Genomic DNA, 19580 nt, shown 5'->3' on the forward strand with positions numbered 1-19580 from the left:
CCCACGCCGTGGCGGCAAGGCCGCCAACCTCCCGGCCCCATTGCCTGCAACTTTGGGCCGCAAATCCGCGGTTATCAGTTCTGTAAGAGCTGTGACCATAAAACTTCCTTTTAGCCGATGGAGAAAAGGCGGGGAGACCGAAAGGTTTCCCCGCCTTTTTCCGTCCAGTTGCAGTATGTTTCACATGAAACAATTTGTAAAGCCCCGGCCCTTGTCAGGAATGTTTCATGTGAAACATGGTCGTTTTCGGGGCTTTTCGGGACAAAGGAGTTTTAAAAGAGGGGAAACTGTGCTATAATCAGGTAGAAACAAGTGAGGCCGGAGGGATGGATAAGATGGGACGAATCATTGCGATCACCAATCAGAAGGGCGGCGTGGGGAAGACCACCACGGCGGTCAATCTGTCGGCGGCGCTAGGCCAATTGGGAAAACGGGTATTGCTCATCGATATCGACCCACAGGGCAACGCCACCAGCGGGTTGGGGGTCAACAAGCGGGAGATCGAGGCGTCCACCTATGACCTGATCATCTCCACGGCGGACGTCAAGGATGTGATCATCCACACCCCTTATGAAAATGTGGACATCCTGCCTTCCAACATTGAGCTAGCGGGGGCGGAGATTGAGCTGGTGGAATTGGACCACCGGGAATCCCGACTGAAACGGGCCATCGCGCCGGTCATGGAGCACTACGACTATATTCTCATCGACTGTCCGCCCTCCTTGGGCCTCATCACCCTCAATGGGCTGACGGCCTGCGGCAGTATACTTGTGCCCATCCAGTGTGAATACTATGCGTTGGAGGGACTTAGCCAGCTCATTGCCACCGTGCGGCAGGTCAAGCGGCTCTACAATCCCCACATCGACATCGAGGGGGTGCTCCTGACCATGTACGACGCCCGTCTCAACCTGACGGTGCAGGTGGTGCAGGAAGTAAAGAAGTATTTTGCCGAGAAGGTCTACGCCACCGCCATTCCCAGGAATGTGCGCTTGTCAGAGGCTCCCAGCTTTGGCCAGCCGGTCAGCTATTTTGACCGGGGGTCCAAGGGGGCGAAGGCCTACGAGGCGTTGGCGGCGGAGATCATCGGAAACCACAAAGGATAGAGGAGGGAAGACATGGCGGCAAGAAAAGGAGGTCTGGGCAAGGGCCTGGAGGCGCTGTTTACCGACAATTCCACCGGGGATGTCAACAGCTCCGCCAAGCTGCGGCTCAGCCAGATTGAACCGAACAAAAGCCAGCCCCGGAAGGATTTTGACGAGGAAGCGCTGGCTTCCCTGGCCGATTCCATCCGGGAGCACGGCATCATCCAGCCGCTTTTGGTGCGGCCGCTGGAAAACGGCGCTTATCAGCTGGTGGCGGGGGAGCGGCGCTGGCGGGCGGCCCGGATGGCGGGCATCTCCGAGGTGCCGGTCATCATCAAAGAGCTCAGCGACCAGGAGACCATGGAAATCGGCCTCATCGAGAACCTGCAGCGGGAGGATTTAAACCCCATCGAGGAGGCTTTGGGCTATCAGACTTTGATGGAGACCTATGAATTTACCCAGGACGACATTTCCAAGCGGGTAGGGCGATCTCGACCGGCAGTGGCCAATGCGCTGCGGCTGCTGCATCTGCCTGAGGAGGTCATGACGCTCGTGCGCAATAAGGACCTTTCCAGCGGGCACGCCCGGGCGATTTTGGCCCTGCCTGATGAGGAAACCATGATAGAAATTGCCAAGAAGGCGGCCAAGGGGCGGGTATCGGTCCGGGACATCGAGCGGATGGCCCAGGAAAAGAAGCCCCGGAAGGAGAAGCCCACCGGTAGGGACAGCTTCTATGACGAGGTGGAATTGGCACTGTCGGCGGAACTGGGGCGGAAGATCGCCATCCAGGTGAAAAATCCGGACAAGGACCGGGGGACCATCACCCTGGAATTTTATAATAAAGAGGAGCTGGCCGACATAGCCAACCGTCTGGCCGGCACAGAAAGATAAAGGAGTAGGAAAACATGTTAGACATTAAGCTCATCAGAACCAATCCCGACATGGTCAAGGCGGCCATGAGGAAACGGAACAAGGATATGGACGCCATGGTGGACGAGATTCTGGCCATCGACGAGCGTCGCCGCCAGCTTTCCAGCGAATCGGATAACCTGAAAGCCCAGCAGAATAAGGCCAGCAAGGAGATCCCCCGCATCAAAAAGGAGGGCCGCGACACCACCGCCATCATGGTGGAGATGAAGCTGATTGCCGAAAATGTCCGGAAACTGGCAGGCCAGATTGCGGAGCTGGAAGAAAAGCAGAAGAATATTCTGCTGAGCATCCCCAACATCCCCAACGAAGCGGTCAAGCAGGGGGTGGACGACACCGAAAACGAAGAGCTTCGCCGGTTTGGCGAGCCCCGGCAGTTTGACTTTGAGCCCAAGGCCCACTGGGACATCGGCGCCGATCTGGGCATTCTGGACCCCGAGACGGCGGCCAAGGTCACCGGCGCGCGCTTTCATTTTTATAAGGGCTTGGGCGCCAAATTGGAGCGCGCCGTCATCAACTTCTACCTCAACACCCACTCCGAGCGGGGCTATACCGAGATATTCCCGCCCTATATGGTCAACCGCGCGTCCATGACCGGCACCGGCCAGCTCCCCAAGTTTGAGGAGGACGCTTTTAAGCTGGCCAACATGGACTATTTCCTGATTCCCACCGCGGAAGTGCCGGTGACCAACATGCACCGGGACGAAATTCTGGACGCCAGTGAGCTGCCGCTCAAATACTGCGCTTATTCCGCTTGCTTCCGCGCCGAGGCGGGCAGTGCGGGCCGGGATACGAGGGGGCTCATCCGCCAGCATCAGTTTAATAAGGTGGAGCTTGTCAAGTTTGCGAGTCCCGAGAACTCCTACGAGGAGCTGGAAAGCCTGACCAAGGACGCGGAGTATGTCCTGCAGCAACTGGGTCTTCCTTACCGGGTGGTGCGGCTGTGCTCGGGCGACTTGGGCTTTTCCAGCGCCGAGACCTATGACATCGAAGTTTGGCTGCCGTCTTACAACCGCTACTGCGAGATTTCCAGCTGCTCCAATTTCGAGGACTTTCAGGCCCGCCGCGCCAACATTCGTTTCCGCAGCGGTCCCAAGGAGAAGCCTCAGTTTGTCCACACCCTCAACGGGTCCGGCGTCGCCATCGGCCGCACTGTGGCCGCCATCCTGGAAAACTACCAGAACGCCGACGGCTCTGTCACCGTGCCTGAGGTCCTTCGGCCCTACATGGGCACCGACGTCATACGCTAGCCGGCTGCCGCCGGGGGATGATGCGCGCCTGCAGCGGGCATGACGCGACTTGGGTTCATTCGAGTCGCCGCCGCGTCTCCCGCGCGCCTACCGGCGAGGAAGACGCGCTCTCGGCTTAATCGACGCAACCGCCGCGTCCCCCGCGCGCCTGCGGCGGGCATGACGCGACTTGGGTTCATTCGAGCCACCGCCGCGTTGCTCGCGCCGCCGTTACAGACGCACTATAGCGCGATACCCCCCACCTGCCGGTGGGGGTAGCAGGGAGGAAAAGGAATGATTGACTTTCACCCCATAGGTCCTCAGACCTATCCGGTGCATATCTATGACTTTTGTTGTGATCAGACGGACCGGATGAAGCCCTCTTATCTATTGCGGTGGATGGAGGAGTTTGCCTCCGCCCATGTAGCCGCCATGGGTTTGGGGCGACGGGAGCTGATGGAGGCCGACATGGTATTTCTTCTTTCCCGCATGACGGTGCGCGTCACCCGCATGCCCCAGGCGGGCGAGGACGTGGAAGTGACAACGTGGGAGAGAGGGGCCAGCGGGCCTCTCTATAACCGTGAGTTTTCCGTCCGGCCCGCAGGGGGAGAGGAACCGTTAGCGGAAGCCACCACCCAGTGGATGTTGGTCAATCCCACCACCCGGCGGATACTGCGGCCCAAGCAGGTGGGTTTCGAGACGCCCAAACAGCCCTTTGCCGCCGCGGTGGAGGATTTGGGACGCCTGAAGCTGCCCGTCCAGATGGCAGCGGTAGGAGAGCGGGTTGTGCGCTATGCGGATATTGACCGCAACGGTCATCTCAATAACGCTGTCTACGCCGATATCCTCTGTGATTATAGCGGCGTGGATTTGACAAAGGAGCGGGTCAGCGGCTTTTATCTCTCCTTTGTCCACGAGGCCCTGCCTGGCCAGACCCTTCAGATTGCCACGGCCCGGGAACAGGGCCGCGTCTTGATGGAGGGCAGGGTAGGCGAGACCATCTGTTTTGAGGGGATTTTGGATACGGTCCCAGTACGTTGATACCAGCGCCTGGCTCGGAGAAAAGCTCCGGACCGGGCGCTTTTTGCTTCCCGGTATGGAAGAAAAGGAAGGGAACTTCCTTTCTTTGGAATAGGAGCCGGTGGTTCACTTATTTATCAAGGAAAAGCGAGAAAGCATCATAAATTTTTGGCACATTTTACGAAAAAAAGCGCAAATTTCTATTGAACTAAGAGAAGGTTCGTGCTAAAATATAAGACAAACTTTTTAAACCCCGAGGGAGCGGAATGCAGGAAAACATGAGGGACGCCATGGGAAAAACGACGAGAACGCAGCAGCTTTCGCACCCCAGGAAATAGAGGCGGGATACAAGGAAAAGGGTTTCCATCCGGTCCGGCCTTGGAAGCAGCAGGAAAATCCGGGTGCGGTAAAAAGCGCATACGGACATTTTTTTCATGGAAGACAAAAAGGAGAGGAGAACGCAGATGCTCAATACAGACTTTTCTCAGAAGTTTCCCAAAGAGGGCTTGACATTTGACGACGTATTGCTGATCCCCGCCAAAAGTGATGTTCTACCGAAAGAGATTGAGGTAAAAACACGCCTTGCCGGGGATATTATGTTAAATACGCCCATTATCACCGCCGCGATGGACACGGTCACCGAGACAGAGATGGCCATTGGCATTGCCAGAGAGGGCGGCATTGGCATCATCCACAAGAATATGTCCATTGAGCGGCAGGCTGATGAGGTAGATAAGGTCAAACGTTCCGAAAATGGCGTTATTGTCAATCCTTTCTCCCTGTCCCCCGAGCATTTTGTCTTTGACGCGGACGAGCTCATGGGGAAATATAAAATTTCCGGCGTCCCCATCTGCGAAAAGGGGAAGCTGGTTGGCATCCTCACCAACCGGGACTTGCGCTTCATGACCGATTTTAACGTAAAAATCAAAGACGTGATGACCCACGAGAATCTGATCACTGCGCCGGTGGGCACGACGCTCAGCCAAGCGCAAGAGATTTTGCGCCAGCACAAGATCGAGAAGCTGCCCTTGGTGGACGACCAGGGCTATCTCAAGGGCCTCATCACCATTAAGGACATTGAAAAGGCGGTCCAGTATCCCAACTCCGCCCGTGACAGCAAGGGGAGACTGCTCTGCGGCGCCGCGATCGGCGTGACCAGCGACGTCCTCGACCGGGCGGGCGCCCTGGTGGACTCCCAGGTGGATGTGCTGTGTCTGGACTCGGCCCACGGCCACAGCATGAACATCCTCCATTGCGTGGAAAAGGTCAAGAAGGCTTTCCCCCATGTGCCACTCATCGCGGGCAACATCGCCACCGCGGCTGCGGCTGAGGATTTGATCAGCGCGGGCGCCGACGCCATCAAGGTGGGCATCGGCCCCGGCTCCATCTGCACCACCCGTGTGGTCGCGGGCATCGGCGTGCCCCAGATCACCGCGGTGTATGATGCGGCCTGTGTCGCGGCCAAATATAACATCCCCGTCATTGCTGACGGCGGTATCAAATATTCCGGCGACATCGTCAAGGCGCTGGCGGCCGGCGGCTCCTCCGTCATGCTCGGCTCCATCCTGGCCGGCTGCGAGGAATCCCCAGGCGAGAGCGAAATCTATCAGGGCCGCCGGTTCAAGGTCTACCGCGGCATGGGCAGCCTGGGCGCCATGGCGCAGAAAAACGGTAGCCGGGACCGTTACTTCCAAGAGGACAACAAAAAATTGGTGCCCGAAGGCGTAGAGGGCCGGGTGCCTTATAAGGGAGCTGTGTCCGATACCGTCTATCAGCTCATGGGCGGACTCAAGTCCGGCATGGGTTACTGTGGCTGCCGCTCCATTGAGGAGCTCCATGAAAAGGCCCAGTTTGTCCGCATCACCGGCGCTGGACTCAAAGAAAGCCATCCCCACGACATCTATATCACCAAGGAAGCGCCCAACTACTCCTTAAATCCCTAATGCTTTTCATCATGATAAAGGCCGCGGTCCGTTTGGACCGCGGCCTTTTTGACAGCGCGATTTAAATTCTTGGAGGAAACGAGCTATATCTTTGCGCCGACCAGGCATTCCATCGTTTGCAACGCCCGGACAAAGAAAGGACCACCCAAAAGGGTGGTCCTTTCTTTGTTTTATTCGGCGTCGGGGGTGCTGGTGGTAGTGCCAGCTTCGGAGGAAGATGCATCGGCGCCGGAAGAATGAGAAGAAGAAGTGTTATCAGTGTCTATCTGTGGAGCATCGCTTGCGGCGTTATCGCCGTCAGTGAGAAGGCTGTTGCTTGGGGTCTCGGTGCCGGGTTCGTCGCCCACTTCTTCGCTCATCGGGACGACTTCATCGTTTGCATTGATGGTCTCGATGTCGGGTAGGGGGGACCAATGCTCGGTATCGGTGGTCATCTCTTCCTGGAGTTTCGCCCACCAATCGGTATTGGCATCTTTAAACCCGGAGAGGGAGGTGTGTTCCAGTTTGCCCCACTGATTGAAGGAAGTGTACTCATACCAGACGTTGTCGTCGGGGTTCCAGACCAGGTTGGTAAACCACTGGGTGCCTTTGCGGACGACGCCGGAGGTGTTGGCGTAAACGATGGGGGTCCATTGGGTTGTGCCGTCATCCAGCTTGTAGGGGGTGAAGTAGACGTGGAGGTAAAGGTCTTCGCTCTTGTGATGGAGCGTGGCCTCTGCAAAGGCGGAACCCAGGGAATCCCAGAAGATGCCCTCTTCGCCGTGATCGGCCACCAATTTGTCGCGGAACAGGTCGTTGGAGGCGTAGAATTTGCCGAGCAGCTCGGTGCGCTCGTCGTTGGTGGTGCAGGCGTTGAACTGGTCGATCAGTTCCAGCGCATATTCATACCAGGTGGAAGCCAGAACCTTGGAAGGATTGGGCGCGGGCTCCGGAGTGGTGGTGACTTCGGGAGTGGTGGTAACTTCCGGGGTCGTGGTGACTTCCGGGGTCGTGGTAACTTCCGGGGTCGTGGTAACTTCGGGAGTGGTGGTAACTTCCGGGGTAGTGGTAACTTTCGGAGTGGTGGTAACTTCGGGAGTGGTAGTGACTTTCGGAGTGGTGGTGACTTCGGGAGTGGTGGTAACTTCCGGGGTCGTGGTAACTTTCGGAGTGGTAGTGACTTCGGGAGTGGTGGTGACTTTCGGGGTCGTGGTAACTTCCGGAGTGGTAGTGACTTTCGGAGTGGTAGTGACTTCGGGAGTGGTGGTGACTTTCGGAGTCGTGGTGACGGCGGGAATCGTAGTGACTTGCGGTGCGGTTGTGACGGCTGCGGATGTCGTGGTGGCCGGACGTCTGGTCACCGGGATATCATTGTCGGCATTCGTCTGGGGAGCGTCGGCTTCCGTGGTCGGGGCGCCAACTGCAGCGCGGTTCGCAGTGGTGACGGCCGCTGCCGGAGCGGCAGCCTGGGTGTTGGGAAGGGCGGCCTGCGGCACCGGATTCTCACTGAGTTCCGTCAGTCCCTGGGGCTGCTGCGCCTGGGGGATCTGCTGATCCTCAATGCGGATTTGATCGCCATTTGTCTGGCTCAGTGCGGGCTGCGCATAGATGGAAACACCCATGATCATGAGCAACAAAAGGGAAGAGACCACAGTTTTGATTCGGTTGCGCCACTTTTTATTTGTCTGTTTCATAATGGTCACCTCTTTGTGTATGATAAAGCGTTTGATTCTTGTTTCTATGACTCTATGATACTCCTTACAGGTCACAGAGCGGTCACAAATATAAAATTTAGGAGAAATTTTTAGAAATAAAATAACTTCTAACCAAATGATGTGACGGAGCATCCGCCACCTCTCATTTTCCACCATGCCATGGAAGGTTTGTGAAAAAGAGGAGATGATTGCCCCCAGCGTTTTGCCGTGGTATACTAAAGATACGAAAGAGCCGTCAAATGGAACCTGATAGGACGGCGGGTTTCCCTCGCGCTTAACCCGGCGGAAGGCAGGGAACGGACAGGAGAAAACGGTGTTGCGCCGGAGAAAAGGAGATCACCATGGCAAAATGTTATCGTGCGGAGCTGGTAGGGGCGTTTGGCTGCCCCATTGATGAAAATCCCACCGGCGTAATGGAAGAAGCGGCTTTCGCCGCCAAGGGCCTCAACTACCGCTACTTGACCATCAAAGTCAACGACGGCGATCTAAAGCCGGCGATTGAGGCGGTGCGCGCCTTTCATATGAGAGGCGTCAACTGTACCATACCCCACAAGGTGAAGGTATTAGAGTATCTGGATGAGCTGTCGGAAGCGGCGTCCATTATCGGTGCCGTCAATACGATCATCAATAACGACGGCAAGCTCTTCGGCGAAAATACCGATGGCAAAGGTTTTATTACCTCCCTAAAGGACGCGGGCGTCGGCATCGAGGGGAAAAATATCACCGTCCTGGGCGCCGGCGGCGCGGCGCGGGCCATTGCGGTGGAATGTGCGCTGGCGGGGGCGAAAAAGGTGACCATCGCCAACCGGGATAAGGAGCGGGGAGAAGAGCTCACAAAGCTCATCAGCGATAAAACCCCGGCGGAGGGAGCCTTTATTCTCTGGGACCGGCCGGTGGAGGTGCCGGCGGACACCGATATCTTTGTCAATGCCACTTCGGTGGGGCTCTTTCCCAATGTCAATGACAAACCCGATGTCAACTATGACACAGTGACTTCCCGGATGGTGGTCAGCGATGTCATTTTCAATGATCCCCACACCCTCTTTCTCCAAGAGGCGGAGAAGAGAGGGGCCAAGACGGTCAACGGCCTGGGGATGCTGGTCAATCAAGGCGCGGTCAATTTCACCCTCTGGACAGGGGTGGAGGCGCCCATCGACGTGATGACCCAGACGCTCAAAGATGAATTTGGCCTTTAATCGGCGAAGAAAAGGGCGCTATCTATAAGATAGCGCCCTTTTTGTAATAGTTATTATGGAGAAACGGTGGATAACGGGAGAAAAAGCACAGGATAGCACCCTGGCTCCCCAGTTTCACCTCAAGCAGTAGGGGAGGAAGCACCGGGAAATTTGGGGTCATCTGTTTCACCCAAGAGCCAAGCGGCGGAGACTTTGAGCACCTTGGCCAAGGCAACCAGTTGGATTGTGGTCACCGGTCGGGTCCCGGCCTCGATTTTCCCGATGGAGCTGTCGGTCAGTTTGATGCCCAACACTTGCAGACGGGCACTAATATCCTTTTGGGTAGCTTTAGGCGACTCCGACAGACGAGCCTGCCGCAGACGCATGCCAATCAAATTTTTATCCTCTTTCATTTTTTGCACCTACATCAATGCCTTTTACTTGATTATAGGTAATAAAAAGTGTTATAATCGGACTGTAGGTCCGATTAAGGAACTTTGTTAGTAAAAGAGGTGTAAAAATGTCAGCCTTCGATGAAGAGTTTGAGTCTTATTTGCGAGAGAATGATGACCTGGGAAAGGGAGTTGATTCCAAGGAAATCAGCCGCCGTGCTTTCCTTGCGGGTTGGCATGCGAGTCAGCGTCAGATGGCGCGATTACAAACACAAATCGAGATGCATTTGGGCAAGGAAAAAGGCAAGGAAAAATAGCCGCTTTCTGCGGCTTTTTTTCGCAAAAGGACATTGCGTGAGACGCCGATGTCTCAGCGCATGAGTGTTTGGAGCGAAGCGGAAGTAGCCGCCTGAGCGGCTATTGTTTGCGCATAGGGCGGAACGTGAAACGCGAAAGCCTTTAAGAGCGCGGCGAAAATTCTACTAAAAAGCAAAGCGCAGGGCGTGAGAACACAAGCGGACATCAGCGCCGCCCCGATAAAAAAGCGAAAGCGGCCGGAACGTTCCGGTCGCTTTTTGCTTGGTTAAATAGGAGGAAATTCCCCATAATAAAAAAGAAGCAACGTCAGAGCGCTGCGGTCTGCCACGCATTTTGATCAATTTAGGCGCCGCGTCAGTTGTCAGGAAGGGGAAATGCCACGTGGAACATTTAATAGAACTCAAAGATGTCTATAAAATTTATAACGAAGGGGAGAGCGAGGTCCGGGCGCTGGATGGGGTATCCATCGCCATTGACCAAGGGGAATTTGCCGCCATCATTGGCCATTCGGGCTCAGGCAAATCCACCATGATGAACATCCTAGGCTGTTTGGACATCCCTTCTTCGGGGGAATACCTGCTGGCGGGGGAGCAGGTATCCCATATGGACGACGACCGGCTCTCGCGCATCCGCGGCCGGAAAATCGGCTTTATCTTCCAGGGTTTTAACCTGATACCCAGCCTGGATGCCATGGAAAATGTGGAACTGCCCCTCATTTACCGGGGCATCCCCCGGGAAGAGCGTCACAAACTGGCCCGGGAAAGCCTCTGCCGTGTCGGATTGGGGCAAAGGCTCGACCACCGGCCCAGCCAGATGTCGGGCGGCCAGCAGCAGCGGGTGGCCATCGCCCGGGCTATCGCGGCAAAGCCCCCCATCCTGCTGGCCGACGAGCCCACCGGAAACCTGGATTTCGCCGCGGGGCAGGAGGTCATGGAAATCCTGCGGGGCCTGCACGACGAGGGGCACACCGTGGTGCTCATCACCCACGACAGCGAGATTGCAGCGTCCGCGCCCCGGGCCATCCAGCTCTTTGACGGCAAGGTCACCGAGGACCGCCGCCACCGGCTGCGCCGGGGCAAGCCGCGCTGAGGCGCAACGGTGACCTAAGCCCGGGTGACGCAGCGGTGTTGCGGAGAAAAACCAAGTGCGCGCCACCGGCTGCGCCGGGGCAAGCCGCGCTGAGGCGCAACGGTAACCTAAGCCCGGGTGACGCGACAGTGTTGCGGAGGAAACCAAGTGCGCGCCACCGGCTGCGCCGGGGCAAGCCGCGCTGAGGCGCAACGGTAACCTAAGCCCGGGTGACGCGACAGTGTTGCGGGGAAACCAAGTGCGCGCCACCGGCTGCGCCGGGGCAAGACAAGAGCGCGCTATCCTCGCCGGTAGGCGGAATAAAAAAAGCAGAATGCAAATTGCATTCTGCTTTTTTGGTGACCCGTACGAGATTCGAACTCGTGTAGCCGCCGTGAAAGGGCGGTGTCTTAACCACTTGACCAACGGGCCGTTTCACCATCCTCCTATTGGAGGATGGGTATGAATGGTAGCGGCAAATGGATTTGAACCATCGACACTTCGGGTATGAACCGAATGCTCTAGCCAACTGAGCTATGCCGCCATAAAACGCCCGTAAAGTTACTGAGCGAATTATATTCTACACTACATTTTTTTGTTTGTCAACACTTTTTCCGCTATCTCCCGTGGAAATTTGTTTCACAGAGGAAGAAAACGCCGGAAATCGACCTGGATAGGTCAGCGGGCGCGGTCAGAGCGGCGAAAGAAGGCAAATTGTCCAAAAAAACCGGTCTTGACAAAATGGGGACAGTAGGGATCGGTCGTGCCGAAAAGCGCCACCACCTCACTGCGCAAGAGATTTTTGCAGTGGTGCCGCTGCCAACCCTCGGCACAGGTGTGGATGATGACGTCGCACCGATCGTCAGGACGCTGCAGGATACTTTGCCGTACCCGCAGTGAGACAATTTTGTTCTTAGGGATTACTACAGTGTGTAGATAAAACCCGGTTGAATAACGGAAGGTATAACAAGAACCGTCAAATCCGATGCCGGAGCTGGCAAAATCTTCAATCCGTAAAATCATCCACCAATAAGAGGGGATGGAGGCCATGAGGCCGATAAAGCCAATCAGGTCGCTCCAACTGGGGAAGATATTGCAAAGCAGCAGGGTGGCGAGCGGAAGCAGCAGACAGGGCCAGAATGGGTCGATGATGAATTTGAAGATGGAGCCCAGGTTGGGTTTTGCCTCCCGCTTGGAAAGGGTAAACTCGGGCAGGAGCAGATGAAGGGTGCGGTGAAGCTCCCGCTCGGTGACCGCCGGGATGACGGCGGAGACGTCGCTTTTGTCCTTGCCAAACCCGGCGCAGTGGATAAAAGCGGTGTGAAGCCGGAGGATTTTGGTTAGCACGCTTTGGCGGATATCCAGGTAATTGATGGAATCCATGGCCAAACTGTAACTACGGTTAGTAAAAATACCCCCATGTATATACAGATTGTTATAAGAGCGGCGGACATAAAAGTTCTTGTGGCGGAAGAGATTGAGCAAAAACGCCACCAGCCAGCCGCCCAGGATGACGTAGGCCAGGGCCGCGGCAAAGGGCGGGATGCCGAAGGCGAAGGCCTTGGTGACCTGTTCGAAAGTGCCTACAATCCGGGTCTGGATTTCCTTACCCAAAATCTGGCCCAATGAGGAGATAAAGGTGGCCACAAAGACGACGCCGGCAAAGGAGTTGGATAGGATGGCGGAAAGGGCGGTGACATAGAGCTGCCGGGGGACATATTCCCGGATGGTGAAGCCCTCGGCCTGCCGGTCCTGCCGCAGGGTGCCGAAGATCTGCTGGGCGTCGGTGCGGCGGAGGATGAGGGTTAAATCGGCGTTTCGTTTTCCGCCGGCCAGGGTGTCCACCCGCAGGACCACGGCGCCGATGGGTTTGAGCCAGTACTGCCGGGTCACCGACAGGGTGGAAAGACGGGAGGCGGGCAGGAAGATGCGCTGGCGGAGGAAGACGCCGGTCTTCACAGTCAGGCCGGTTTTATCAAACCAGAAGACCAAATTCCACCAGATCAGCACGCCGATGGACACGATGAGGAGGACAATGATGATGTCCATCCAGGCGCCGGAAAGCCAGGCGGTGAATCCGCCCCGGAGGGAGGAGAGAAAGCCGCGGGCCAGGGGGATCAGCAGCAGGTAGAGGTAGCGGGCCATACTGTTGACGATAAAGATGGGATGACAGCGATGGAGTTCTTTCATCGGCCGATGCCCCCCTCTTCTTCCCGCGTGAGGCAGAAAACAGTGAGGGCTTCGTAGAGGGATTCCGCGTCCTCTTTGTAGAGGGAGGGCAGGTACATAGAGACGCCCGGGGCCCGGATGATTACCGAGGCAAGCCCCGCCAATTTCATCAGCGGTGACTGATAAGTGCTGACAAATTGGACATTTTGCAGACGAATAAATCTACGGTGCGTATAAACAACTCCGTTATTAATATATAGTATTTTTTCAGTGAGGCAAAAACTGAGTTTCTTCCACTTGATGGGGTACCAAAAGCAATACAAATAGAGGAAGACGGCAATCCAGACCCCGTTGGCGATGAGCCAGAGCAGGGACATGACTTCAAACAGGAGGGAGCAGAGGAAGGCGGGCAAAAAGGCCAGCAGCAGGGCGCGGACGCGCCACAGGGCCAGCGCGCGGCGGGGTGGCTTGACAATCTGGTGCAGTTCCATGGTGCGTCCTCCTTTCTCTGCGATCGAGTTTTCCTTATTATACCATAGCTTTTCCTAAAAATCAGCACCTACGAGGCGGAGGATGTCGCGCACTTAGCTTCCTCCGCGACACTGCCGCGTCGTCACTCGCGCGCCTACCGGCGAGGCAGACGCGCAACTGGTTTCCTTCGCGACACTGCCGCGTCACCCGCGCTTATAGTTCCATTGCGCCACAGCGCGGTATCCCCCGGCGGAGCCGGCCGCGCGCCTACCGGCGAGGATGTCGCGCACTTGGTTTCCTTGGCGACATTGCCGCGTCACCCGCGCTTATAGTTCCATTGCGCCACAGCGCGACACGCCCCGGCGCAGCCGGTTTACGTAAACTTTACAAAAGCTATCAGTAACTTAGATTTTACACAAAAGCGGGGCCGTGTATGATAGCATTGTTCCCAAAAATAAAGGATAGTCAAGGTAAAAGCAGCAAAAAGCTGCGAAAATTTCATTGCAAGGAGTAAGGAGTTTTGTTGAATGAAAAAGCTTTTGGCGGCCCTCTTGGCGGCCGCGATGATCACCACGGCATTTGCTGGATGCGCCAGCAAAGAAAACAGCAGCACCCCTTCGGAGAATAGCTCCTCCGCCGGCAGTAGCAGTTCCCAGAGTGACGCCGCCCTCTCCGGTATTTTGAAGCTCTCGGGCTCCACCTCCATGGAAAAGGTGGCCAAGGCCTGGGGCGAGGCGTTCACCGCGAAGAACCCGGATGTGACCGTGGACGTGCAGCTGGGCGGCTCGGGCGCGGCGGTGACCAATGTCAATGACGGCGTTTCCGATATCGGCAATCTGAGCCGCGCGCTCAAGGACGAGGAAAAGAACGGACTGACGGAAAACACTGTGGCCCTCGACGGTATCGCCGTGGCGGTCAACCCCAATAACGGGGTGGAAGATTTGACCATCGACCAACTCAAGGACATTTTCCTGGGCAACATCACCAATTGGAGCGAACTGGGCGGTAAGGACGCCTCCATCGTTGTGGTTGGAAGAGAGGCCGGCTCCGGCACCCGCGACGGCTTTGAAGAGATCGTCGGCGTCAAGGACGCGGCCAAATACCAGAGCGAGCTCAATGAGACCGGCCAAGTCAAAAACCTGGTGGCCACCAACGAGAATGCCATCGGTTACGTCTCCCTCGATTATGTGGACGATTCCATTAAAGCGCTCAAAGTCGGCGGTGTCGCCCCGTCAGAGGCGACTGTCAAAGACGGCAGCTACACCCTCCAGCGCCCCTTCCTCATGGTCACTAAAGGCGAGGGAAGCGCGTTGGCGCAGGCGTTCCTCACCTTTGCCCTGAGCGACGAGGGCCAGGAGGTCGCGAAATCCATCGGCTGCATCCCTGTTAACTAAAAAACTCTCCCACTTTTTTAAATCCTCTTCTTTTTACCAGATTCCCTATGAGAAAACTCTGTGCACTTGCTGCATGGAGTTTTCCGTCTAAGAAGGGAAATATACAAATAGTGATTTATAAAAGATTGTAAACAAAATGTAAAGAACAAGACCTTATAAAAGGCGGTGGAATTTTGCGTCAAGATCGTGCGATGATTCTGGAGCTCCCGAAACAGGCCCAGCGGGAGGAAATTTATAAAAGCCGCCGGAACAAAAAGGCGGTGGAGACGGTCTTTGAGATCATCTTTATTCTGTGCGCCCTGGTGGCGGTGATCAGCGTCGTCATCATAACCGCGTATATGATCTTTTCCGGCGGACCGGCCATTGGCAAAATCGGGGTGAAGGAATTCTTATTCGGGGAAGTCTGGGCGCCCACGGCGGCGGACCCCCAATTCGGCATCCTGTCCATGATTCTGGCCTCCATCTACGGCACTTTCGGCGCCATCCTATTGGGGGTGCCCATCGGGCTCCTCACCAGCGTCTTCATTGCGGAAATCGCGCCGAAAAAGATGAGGGGGGCATTGCGGGCGGCGGTGGAGCTCTTAGCCGGTATCCCGTCGGTGATCTATGGCCTCATCGGCATGATCGTCGTCGTGCCCCTGGTGGCCAAGATCTTCGGACTGGCGCTGGGTATGTGTCTGTTTTCCGCCATCCTCATTCTGGCGGTGATGGTATTGCCCACCATCGTCAACATTTCAGAAACGAGCCTCAAGGCCGTGCCCCGGGAGCTGACAGAGGCATCCCTGGCCCTGGGAGCCACCCAGGTGCAGACCATCTTCAAGGTGCAGATTCCAGCGGCACGGTCGGGGATTATGACCGGCGTGGTGCTGGGCATCGGCCGGGCGGTGGGGGAGACCATGGCAGTCATTATGGTGGCGGGCAATGTGGTCAACCGCCCGGAGCTCTTCGGCAGTGTCCGGCTGATGACCACCGGTATTGTCCAGGAGATGTCCTATTCCTCCGGACTCCACCGGGAGGCCCTCTTTGCCATCGGCCTTGTGCTCTTCGTCTTCATTATGGTCCTCAATTTGATTCTGAATGCAGTGCTCAAGAAGGGGGCGGAGTAGATGTACAAAAAGCTGAGACCGATGGACCTCTTTCTGCGGGGGCTCATCTGGTTGAGCGCCGGCGTCACCATCCTGATGACCGTGGGCATCCTCGCCTATATTCTGGTGCGCGGCGTACCTTCCATCAGTTGGAGCTTTCTCACCACCGCGCCCAGTGAGCTCACCGGGACCATCGGTATCCTGCCCAATATCATCAACACCCTCTATATCGTCCTTATCACCCTGCTCATTTCCACCCCCATCGGCATTGGCGCGGCCATCTACCTGACCGAGTACGGCGGAAAGAGCAAGTTTGTCAAAATCATTGAATTTACCACCGAAACGCTGGCCGGTATCCCGTCCATCATCTATGGACTGTTTGGCTTCATGTTCTTTGTGGTGTTCATGGGGCTGCAATATTCCATCCTCGCCGGTGGGCTGACGCTGTCCATTATGGTACTGCCCACCATCATCCGCACCACCCAGGAGGCCTTAAAGTCCGTCAATCCCCTTTATCGGGAGGCGGCCCTGGGCATCGGCGCTACCCGCGTCCACATGATTCGCACGGTCCTCCTGCCCAGCGCCATGCCGGGTATCATCACCGCCATCATCCTGAGCATCGGGCGAATTGTCGGTGAGTCGGCGGCCCTCATCTTTACAGCGGGTATCGGCGTCAAGATGCTCAAACTGACCCCGGCGGGCGTTTTCGAGCATTTAGAGACCTCCGGCGCCACCCTGACCGTACAGCTTTATCAGTACGCCATGCGCGGCGAGGACCTGGGCGTGAGTTTTGCTATCGCGGCGGTGCTGGTCATCATCGTACTGCTCATCAACTTCGCTACCAAGCGCCTGGCCCGCCGCTTCCGCTGCGGGTAGTACCCGCACCCATGCCGCGCTGTGTCGCGATGGAACCATAAGCGCGAGCCACGCGGCGATGTTGCGATGGAACCCTGAGTGCGGGCGACGCGACCGGCTCCGCCGGGGGAAACCGCGCTGTGACGCGATGGAACCATAAACGCGGGTGACGCGGCGATGTCGCAAAGGAAACCCAGTTGCGCGTCTTCCTCGCCGGTAGGCAGAGAAAGGAGAGTCTATGGAAAATATAATGGAAACCAAGTCCCTCCATTTATATTACGGGGACAACCAAGCCTTAAAGAACATCAATTTGCAGATGAGGAAAAATAAGATTACAGCCCTCATCGGGCCTTCGGGGTGTGGAAAATCCACCTATTTAAAGACCCTCAACCGGATGAACGATCTCATCGAACATGTAAAGATCGAAGGACAGGTGCTGTTGGAGGGTCAGGACATCTACGACCCCAAAGTGGATGTGACCATGCTAAGAAAGCGGGTGGGGATGGTGTTTCAAAAGCCCAATCCCTTCCCCATGAGCATCTATGACAATGTGGCCTATGGCCCGCGCATTCACGGCATCAAGAAAAGGAGCCAGCTCGACGAGCTGGTGGAAACCTCCCTGCGGGGCGCGGCGCTGTGGGACGAAGTCAAGGACCGGCTTAAAAAAAGCGCCATGGGACTCTCCGGCGGGCAGCAGCAGCGGCTGTGCATCGCCAGAGCCCTGGCGGTATCCCCCCAGGTGCTCCTGATGGACGAACCCACCTCCGCCTTGGATCCCATCTCCACCATGAAGATCGAGGACCTCATGGTGGAGCTCAAGGAGAAATACACAGTGGCCATTGTCACCCATAACATGCAGCAGGCGGCCCGCATCTCCGATTACACCGCCTTTTTCCTAGTGGGGGAGATGGTGGAGTATGCGGACACGGAGAAGATGTTCTCCATGCCCAGCGACAAGCGCACCGAGGATTACATCACCGGTCGCTTTGGATAAAAGCGCTGATTATGATATAATGGAGGAACACAGATGTCAGCTAGACTCAGTTTTGACCGGGAGCTGGAGCTTCTGAATACAGACCTTATCAAAATGGCGGCCATGGTGGAGGAGGCCATCACCAAATCCATCGAGGCGCTGGGCACCAGTAATCGCGACATGGCGCGGGAGATCATCGACCAGGACCGGCAGGTGGACGATATAGAGAAGGCCATCGAAGCGAGAAGCCTGCGCCTGCTCATGCGCCAGCAGCCGGTGGCCCGGGATCTGCGGGCCATCTCCACCACGCTGAAGATGATCACGGACCTAGAGCGCATCGGGGACCAGGCGGCGGACATCGCCGACCTCTCCATGCGCTTTGAAGAGGAGAGCGCCATGCAGGTCTCCGAGCATCTGGAGGCCATGGCCTCCATTGCCAGCGCCATGGTGCATGAGAGTGTGGAAAGCTATATTCATAACGACCCCGCCCACGCGGGCGCCATCATCAAGCGGGACGACGAGGTGGACGCCTTGTTTGTCAGTGTCAAAAACGACTTGATTGAAAAGATTTCTCAAAACCAGGACCTGGCCGACGACGCCATTGACACGCTCATGGTGGCCAAATATCTGGAACGCATTGCCGATCACGCCGTCAATGTCTGCGAGTGGGTGATTTTCTATTCCACCGGTCTGCACAAAAAGACCCAAATCCTCTAACCGCCTACCGCCGGAGGATGCCGCGCTGTAGCGCGATGGAACCCCGAGCGTGGGCCACGCGGCAGTGTTGCGAAGGAAACCAAGGGCGCGGCCCCTGCCGGGGCGGGAAGCCGCGCTGTGTCTCGCAGGAACCCTGGGTGCGGGTGCCACGGCGGTGTTGCAAAGAAAACCAAGGGCGCGTCATGCCGACCGCAGGTCCGCGGCCCCTGCCGGGACGGGAAGCCGCGTTGCGTCTCGCAGGAACCCTGGCGCGGGTGACGCGACAGTGTCGCGGAGAAAATCAAGGGCGCGATATCCCCCACCGGTAGGTGGTTAAGAATAATGAAAAGGGTGAGAAGGATTGTCCAAGAGAATATTCATCACGGAGGATGAAGAGGATATCCGGGAAGTGATCCAGTGCACGCTGGAGTCCTTTTCCTATGAGATCGAGGCGTTTGAAAGCGCGGAGGAGTGTTTGGCGGCTGCGGAACAAAGCCCGCCGGACCTCATTCTCATGGACATCATGCTACCGGGAATGGACGGCATTGCGGCTCTCAAGAAGCTCAAGGCACAGAAGAAAACCGCGCCGGTGCCGGTCATCATGCTCACGGCTAAGTCCAGCGAGGTGGACAAGGTGACGGGGCTCGACAGCGGCGCGGACGATTACATCACCAAGCCCTTTGGCATACTGGAGCTGGCGGCCCGGGTCCGGGCGGCGCTGCGGAAGGGGGAGACCATGGCGCAAAAGCCCGAGGTCATCACCTTGGGCGAAATCACCCTGGACGTGGACAAGCGGACGGTATCCAAAGCGGGAGCGCCGGTGGAACTCACCCTCAAGGAGTTTGCGCTGCTCAAAATGCTCATGGAGAACAAGGACCGGGTGCTGCCTCGGGAGACCCTCCTCGACGAAATCTGGGGTTATGACTATGTGGGGGAGACCCGCACCCTGGACATGCATGTCAGGACCCTGCGCAATAAGCTGGGGGACAACGGGGAAACCCAGCGCTATATCAAAACCGTCCGGGGCGTGGGGTATCGGTTTATCGGCTAGCGGGCCGGACCCAGTGCCCGGGAACAAGGGGGGAGAAG

At 56.8% G+C, this 19580-nt stretch carries 18 protein-coding genes and 2 tRNA genes; 14 read left to right on the top strand and 6 right to left on the bottom strand.

Annotated elements, in window-relative coordinates:
• Positions 1-335 precede the first annotated feature (335 nt).
• The 5 genes from H8709_RS07415 to guaB all read left to right on the top strand — a co-directional run bounded on the left by H8709_RS07415 (position 336) and on the right by guaB (position 6201).
• Positions 336-1103 (top strand): ParA family protein, encoded by a 768-nt coding sequence (locus H8709_RS07415; RefSeq protein WP_262397748.1) that lies wholly within the window; start codon positions 336-338, stop codon positions 1101-1103.
• 12 nt (positions 1104-1115) lie between these two features.
• On the top strand, positions 1116-1973 hold the full coding sequence (locus tag H8709_RS07420) for a ParB/RepB/Spo0J family partition protein (protein WP_262397749.1): 858 nt from the start codon (positions 1116-1118) through the stop codon (positions 1971-1973).
• Positions 1974-1987: 14 nt separating this feature from the next.
• Positions 1988-3259 (top strand): serine--tRNA ligase, encoded by a 1272-nt coding sequence (gene serS, locus H8709_RS07425; protein ID WP_262397750.1) that lies wholly within the window; start codon positions 1988-1990, stop codon positions 3257-3259.
• 273 nt (positions 3260-3532) lie between these two features.
• Positions 3533-4279 (top strand): acyl-[acyl-carrier-protein] thioesterase, encoded by a 747-nt coding sequence (locus H8709_RS07430; protein WP_262397751.1) that lies wholly within the window; start codon positions 3533-3535, stop codon positions 4277-4279.
• A 443-nt stretch (positions 4280-4722) separates the two neighbouring features.
• On the top strand, positions 4723-6201 hold the full coding sequence (guaB, locus tag H8709_RS07435) for an IMP dehydrogenase (RefSeq protein ID WP_262397801.1): 1479 nt from the start codon (positions 4723-4725) through the stop codon (positions 6199-6201).
• A 170-nt stretch (positions 6202-6371) separates the two neighbouring features.
• Here guaB and H8709_RS07440 read toward each other — a convergent pair whose 3' ends face one another.
• Positions 6372-7874: a hypothetical protein gene (locus H8709_RS07440; protein ID WP_262397752.1), complete on the bottom strand. Its 1503-nt coding sequence runs from the start codon at positions 7872-7874 to the stop codon at positions 6372-6374.
• 362 nt (positions 7875-8236) lie between these two features.
• Between H8709_RS07440 and aroE the strand changes: the two genes are divergently transcribed.
• Positions 8237-9091, top strand: coding sequence for a shikimate dehydrogenase (gene aroE / locus H8709_RS07445; protein WP_262397753.1), 855 nt, complete (start codon positions 8237-8239; stop codon positions 9089-9091).
• A gap of 119 nt (positions 9092-9210) precedes the next feature.
• Here the strand turns inward: aroE and H8709_RS07450 are convergent, their stop codons facing one another.
• Complete coding sequence (locus H8709_RS07450; RefSeq protein WP_262397754.1) at positions 9211-9483, bottom strand: helix-turn-helix domain-containing protein; 273 nt, start codon at positions 9481-9483, stop codon at positions 9211-9213.
• Positions 9484-9590: 107 nt separating this feature from the next.
• On the opposite strand from H8709_RS07450, the gene H8709_RS07455 reads away from it, so the two are divergent.
• Both H8709_RS07455 and H8709_RS07460 read left to right on the top strand, forming a co-directional pair.
• Entirely contained in the window at positions 9591-9779 is a 189-nt protein-coding gene (locus H8709_RS07455; protein ID WP_262397755.1) for a hypothetical protein, read from the top strand.
• 382 nt (positions 9780-10161) lie between these two features.
• Positions 10162-10869, top strand: coding sequence for an ABC transporter ATP-binding protein (locus H8709_RS07460; RefSeq protein ID WP_262397756.1), 708 nt, complete (start codon positions 10162-10164; stop codon positions 10867-10869).
• Positions 10870-11205: 336 nt separating this feature from the next.
• Here the strand turns inward: H8709_RS07460 and H8709_RS07465 are convergent.
• The 4 genes from H8709_RS07465 to H8709_RS07480 form a co-directional block, all read right to left on the bottom strand.
• A tRNA-Glu gene (locus H8709_RS07465) sits at positions 11206-11280 on the bottom strand.
• A 35-nt stretch (positions 11281-11315) separates the two neighbouring features.
• Positions 11316-11392: transfer RNA gene (locus tag H8709_RS07470), tRNA-Met, on the bottom strand.
• A 134-nt stretch (positions 11393-11526) separates the two neighbouring features.
• Positions 11527-13038 carry a PH domain-containing protein gene (locus H8709_RS07475; RefSeq protein WP_262397757.1) on the bottom strand — a complete coding sequence of 504 codons (1512 nt, stop codon included), beginning with the start codon at positions 13036-13038 and terminating at the stop codon, positions 11527-11529.
• A complete protein-coding gene (locus tag H8709_RS07480) occupies positions 13035-13508 on the bottom strand; it encodes a PH domain-containing protein (RefSeq protein ID WP_262397758.1) in 474 nt (157 codons plus the stop codon). The genes H8709_RS07475 and H8709_RS07480 overlap by 4 nt, the downstream gene beginning before the upstream one ends.
• Before the next feature lie 507 nt (positions 13509-14015).
• On the opposite strand from H8709_RS07480, the gene H8709_RS07485 reads away from it, so the two are divergent.
• From H8709_RS07485 to H8709_RS07510, 6 genes are all read left to right on the top strand, one after another.
• Complete coding sequence (locus H8709_RS07485) at positions 14016-14882, top strand: phosphate ABC transporter substrate-binding protein (RefSeq protein ID WP_262397759.1); 867 nt, start codon at positions 14016-14018, stop codon at positions 14880-14882.
• 191 nt (positions 14883-15073) lie between these two features.
• Complete coding sequence (gene pstC, locus H8709_RS07490; RefSeq protein ID WP_392391671.1) at positions 15074-15988, top strand: phosphate ABC transporter permease subunit PstC; 915 nt, start codon at positions 15074-15076, stop codon at positions 15986-15988.
• On the top strand, positions 15989-16843 hold the full coding sequence (pstA, locus tag H8709_RS07495; protein ID WP_262397761.1) for a phosphate ABC transporter permease PstA: 855 nt from the start codon (positions 15989-15991) through the stop codon (positions 16841-16843). It begins immediately after the preceding gene.
• A gap of 229 nt (positions 16844-17072) precedes the next feature.
• Entirely contained in the window at positions 17073-17816 is a 744-nt protein-coding gene (gene pstB / locus H8709_RS07500) for a phosphate ABC transporter ATP-binding protein PstB (RefSeq protein ID WP_449354451.1), read from the top strand.
• Between the two features lie 33 nt (positions 17817-17849).
• On the top strand, positions 17850-18512 hold the full coding sequence (gene phoU / locus H8709_RS07505; protein WP_262397763.1) for a phosphate signaling complex protein PhoU: 663 nt from the start codon (positions 17850-17852) through the stop codon (positions 18510-18512).
• Positions 18513-18852: 340 nt separating this feature from the next.
• On the top strand, positions 18853-19542 hold the full coding sequence (locus H8709_RS07510; protein WP_262397764.1) for a response regulator transcription factor: 690 nt from the start codon (positions 18853-18855) through the stop codon (positions 19540-19542).
• Positions 19543-19580 lie beyond the last annotated feature (38 nt).

It is taken from the genome of Zongyangia hominis (genome assembly GCF_014385095.1).
In the GTDB taxonomy this organism is placed as follows: domain Bacteria; phylum Bacillota; class Clostridia; order Oscillospirales; family Ruminococcaceae; genus Zongyangia; species Zongyangia hominis.

Excerpts from the sequence above, each read along its gene's own strand:
- H8709_RS07450 (WP_262397754.1), bottom strand. The coding sequence starts at position 9,483 with ATGAAAGAGGATAAAAATTTGATTGGCATGCGTCTGCGGCAGGCTCGT.
- H8709_RS07420 (WP_262397749.1), top strand. The coding sequence starts at position 1,116 with ATGGCGGCAAGAAAAGGAGGTCTGGGCAAGGGCCTGGAGGCGCTGTTT.
- H8709_RS07480 (WP_262397758.1), bottom strand. The coding sequence starts at position 13,508 with ATGGAACTGCACCAGATTGTCAAGCCACCCCGCCGCGCGCTGGCCCTG.
- pstA (WP_262397761.1), top strand. The coding sequence starts at position 15,989 with ATGTACAAAAAGCTGAGACCGATGGACCTCTTTCTGCGGGGGCTCATC.
- H8709_RS07485 (WP_262397759.1), top strand. The coding sequence starts at position 14,016 with ATGAAAAAGCTTTTGGCGGCCCTCTTGGCGGCCGCGATGATCACCACG.
- pstC (WP_392391671.1), top strand. The coding sequence starts at position 15,074 with ATGATTCTGGAGCTCCCGAAACAGGCCCAGCGGGAGGAAATTTATAAA.
- H8709_RS07430 (WP_262397751.1), top strand. The coding sequence starts at position 3,533 with ATGATTGACTTTCACCCCATAGGTCCTCAGACCTATCCGGTGCATATC.
- H8709_RS07475 (WP_262397757.1), bottom strand. The coding sequence starts at position 13,038 with ATGAAAGAACTCCATCGCTGTCATCCCATCTTTATCGTCAACAGTATG.
- aroE (WP_262397753.1), top strand. The coding sequence starts at position 8,237 with ATGGCAAAATGTTATCGTGCGGAGCTGGTAGGGGCGTTTGGCTGCCCC.
- pstB (WP_449354451.1), top strand. The coding sequence starts at position 17,073 with ATGGAAACCAAGTCCCTCCATTTATATTACGGGGACAACCAAGCCTTA.
- H8709_RS07440 (WP_262397752.1), bottom strand. The coding sequence starts at position 7,874 with ATGAAACAGACAAATAAAAAGTGGCGCAACCGAATCAAAACTGTGGTC.
- phoU (WP_262397763.1), top strand. The coding sequence starts at position 17,850 with ATGTCAGCTAGACTCAGTTTTGACCGGGAGCTGGAGCTTCTGAATACA.
- H8709_RS07455 (WP_262397755.1), top strand. The coding sequence starts at position 9,591 with ATGTCAGCCTTCGATGAAGAGTTTGAGTCTTATTTGCGAGAGAATGAT.
- serS (WP_262397750.1), top strand. The coding sequence starts at position 1,988 with ATGTTAGACATTAAGCTCATCAGAACCAATCCCGACATGGTCAAGGCG.
- H8709_RS07415 (WP_262397748.1), top strand. The coding sequence starts at position 336 with ATGGGACGAATCATTGCGATCACCAATCAGAAGGGCGGCGTGGGGAAG.
- guaB (WP_262397801.1), top strand. The coding sequence starts at position 4,723 with ATGCTCAATACAGACTTTTCTCAGAAGTTTCCCAAAGAGGGCTTGACA.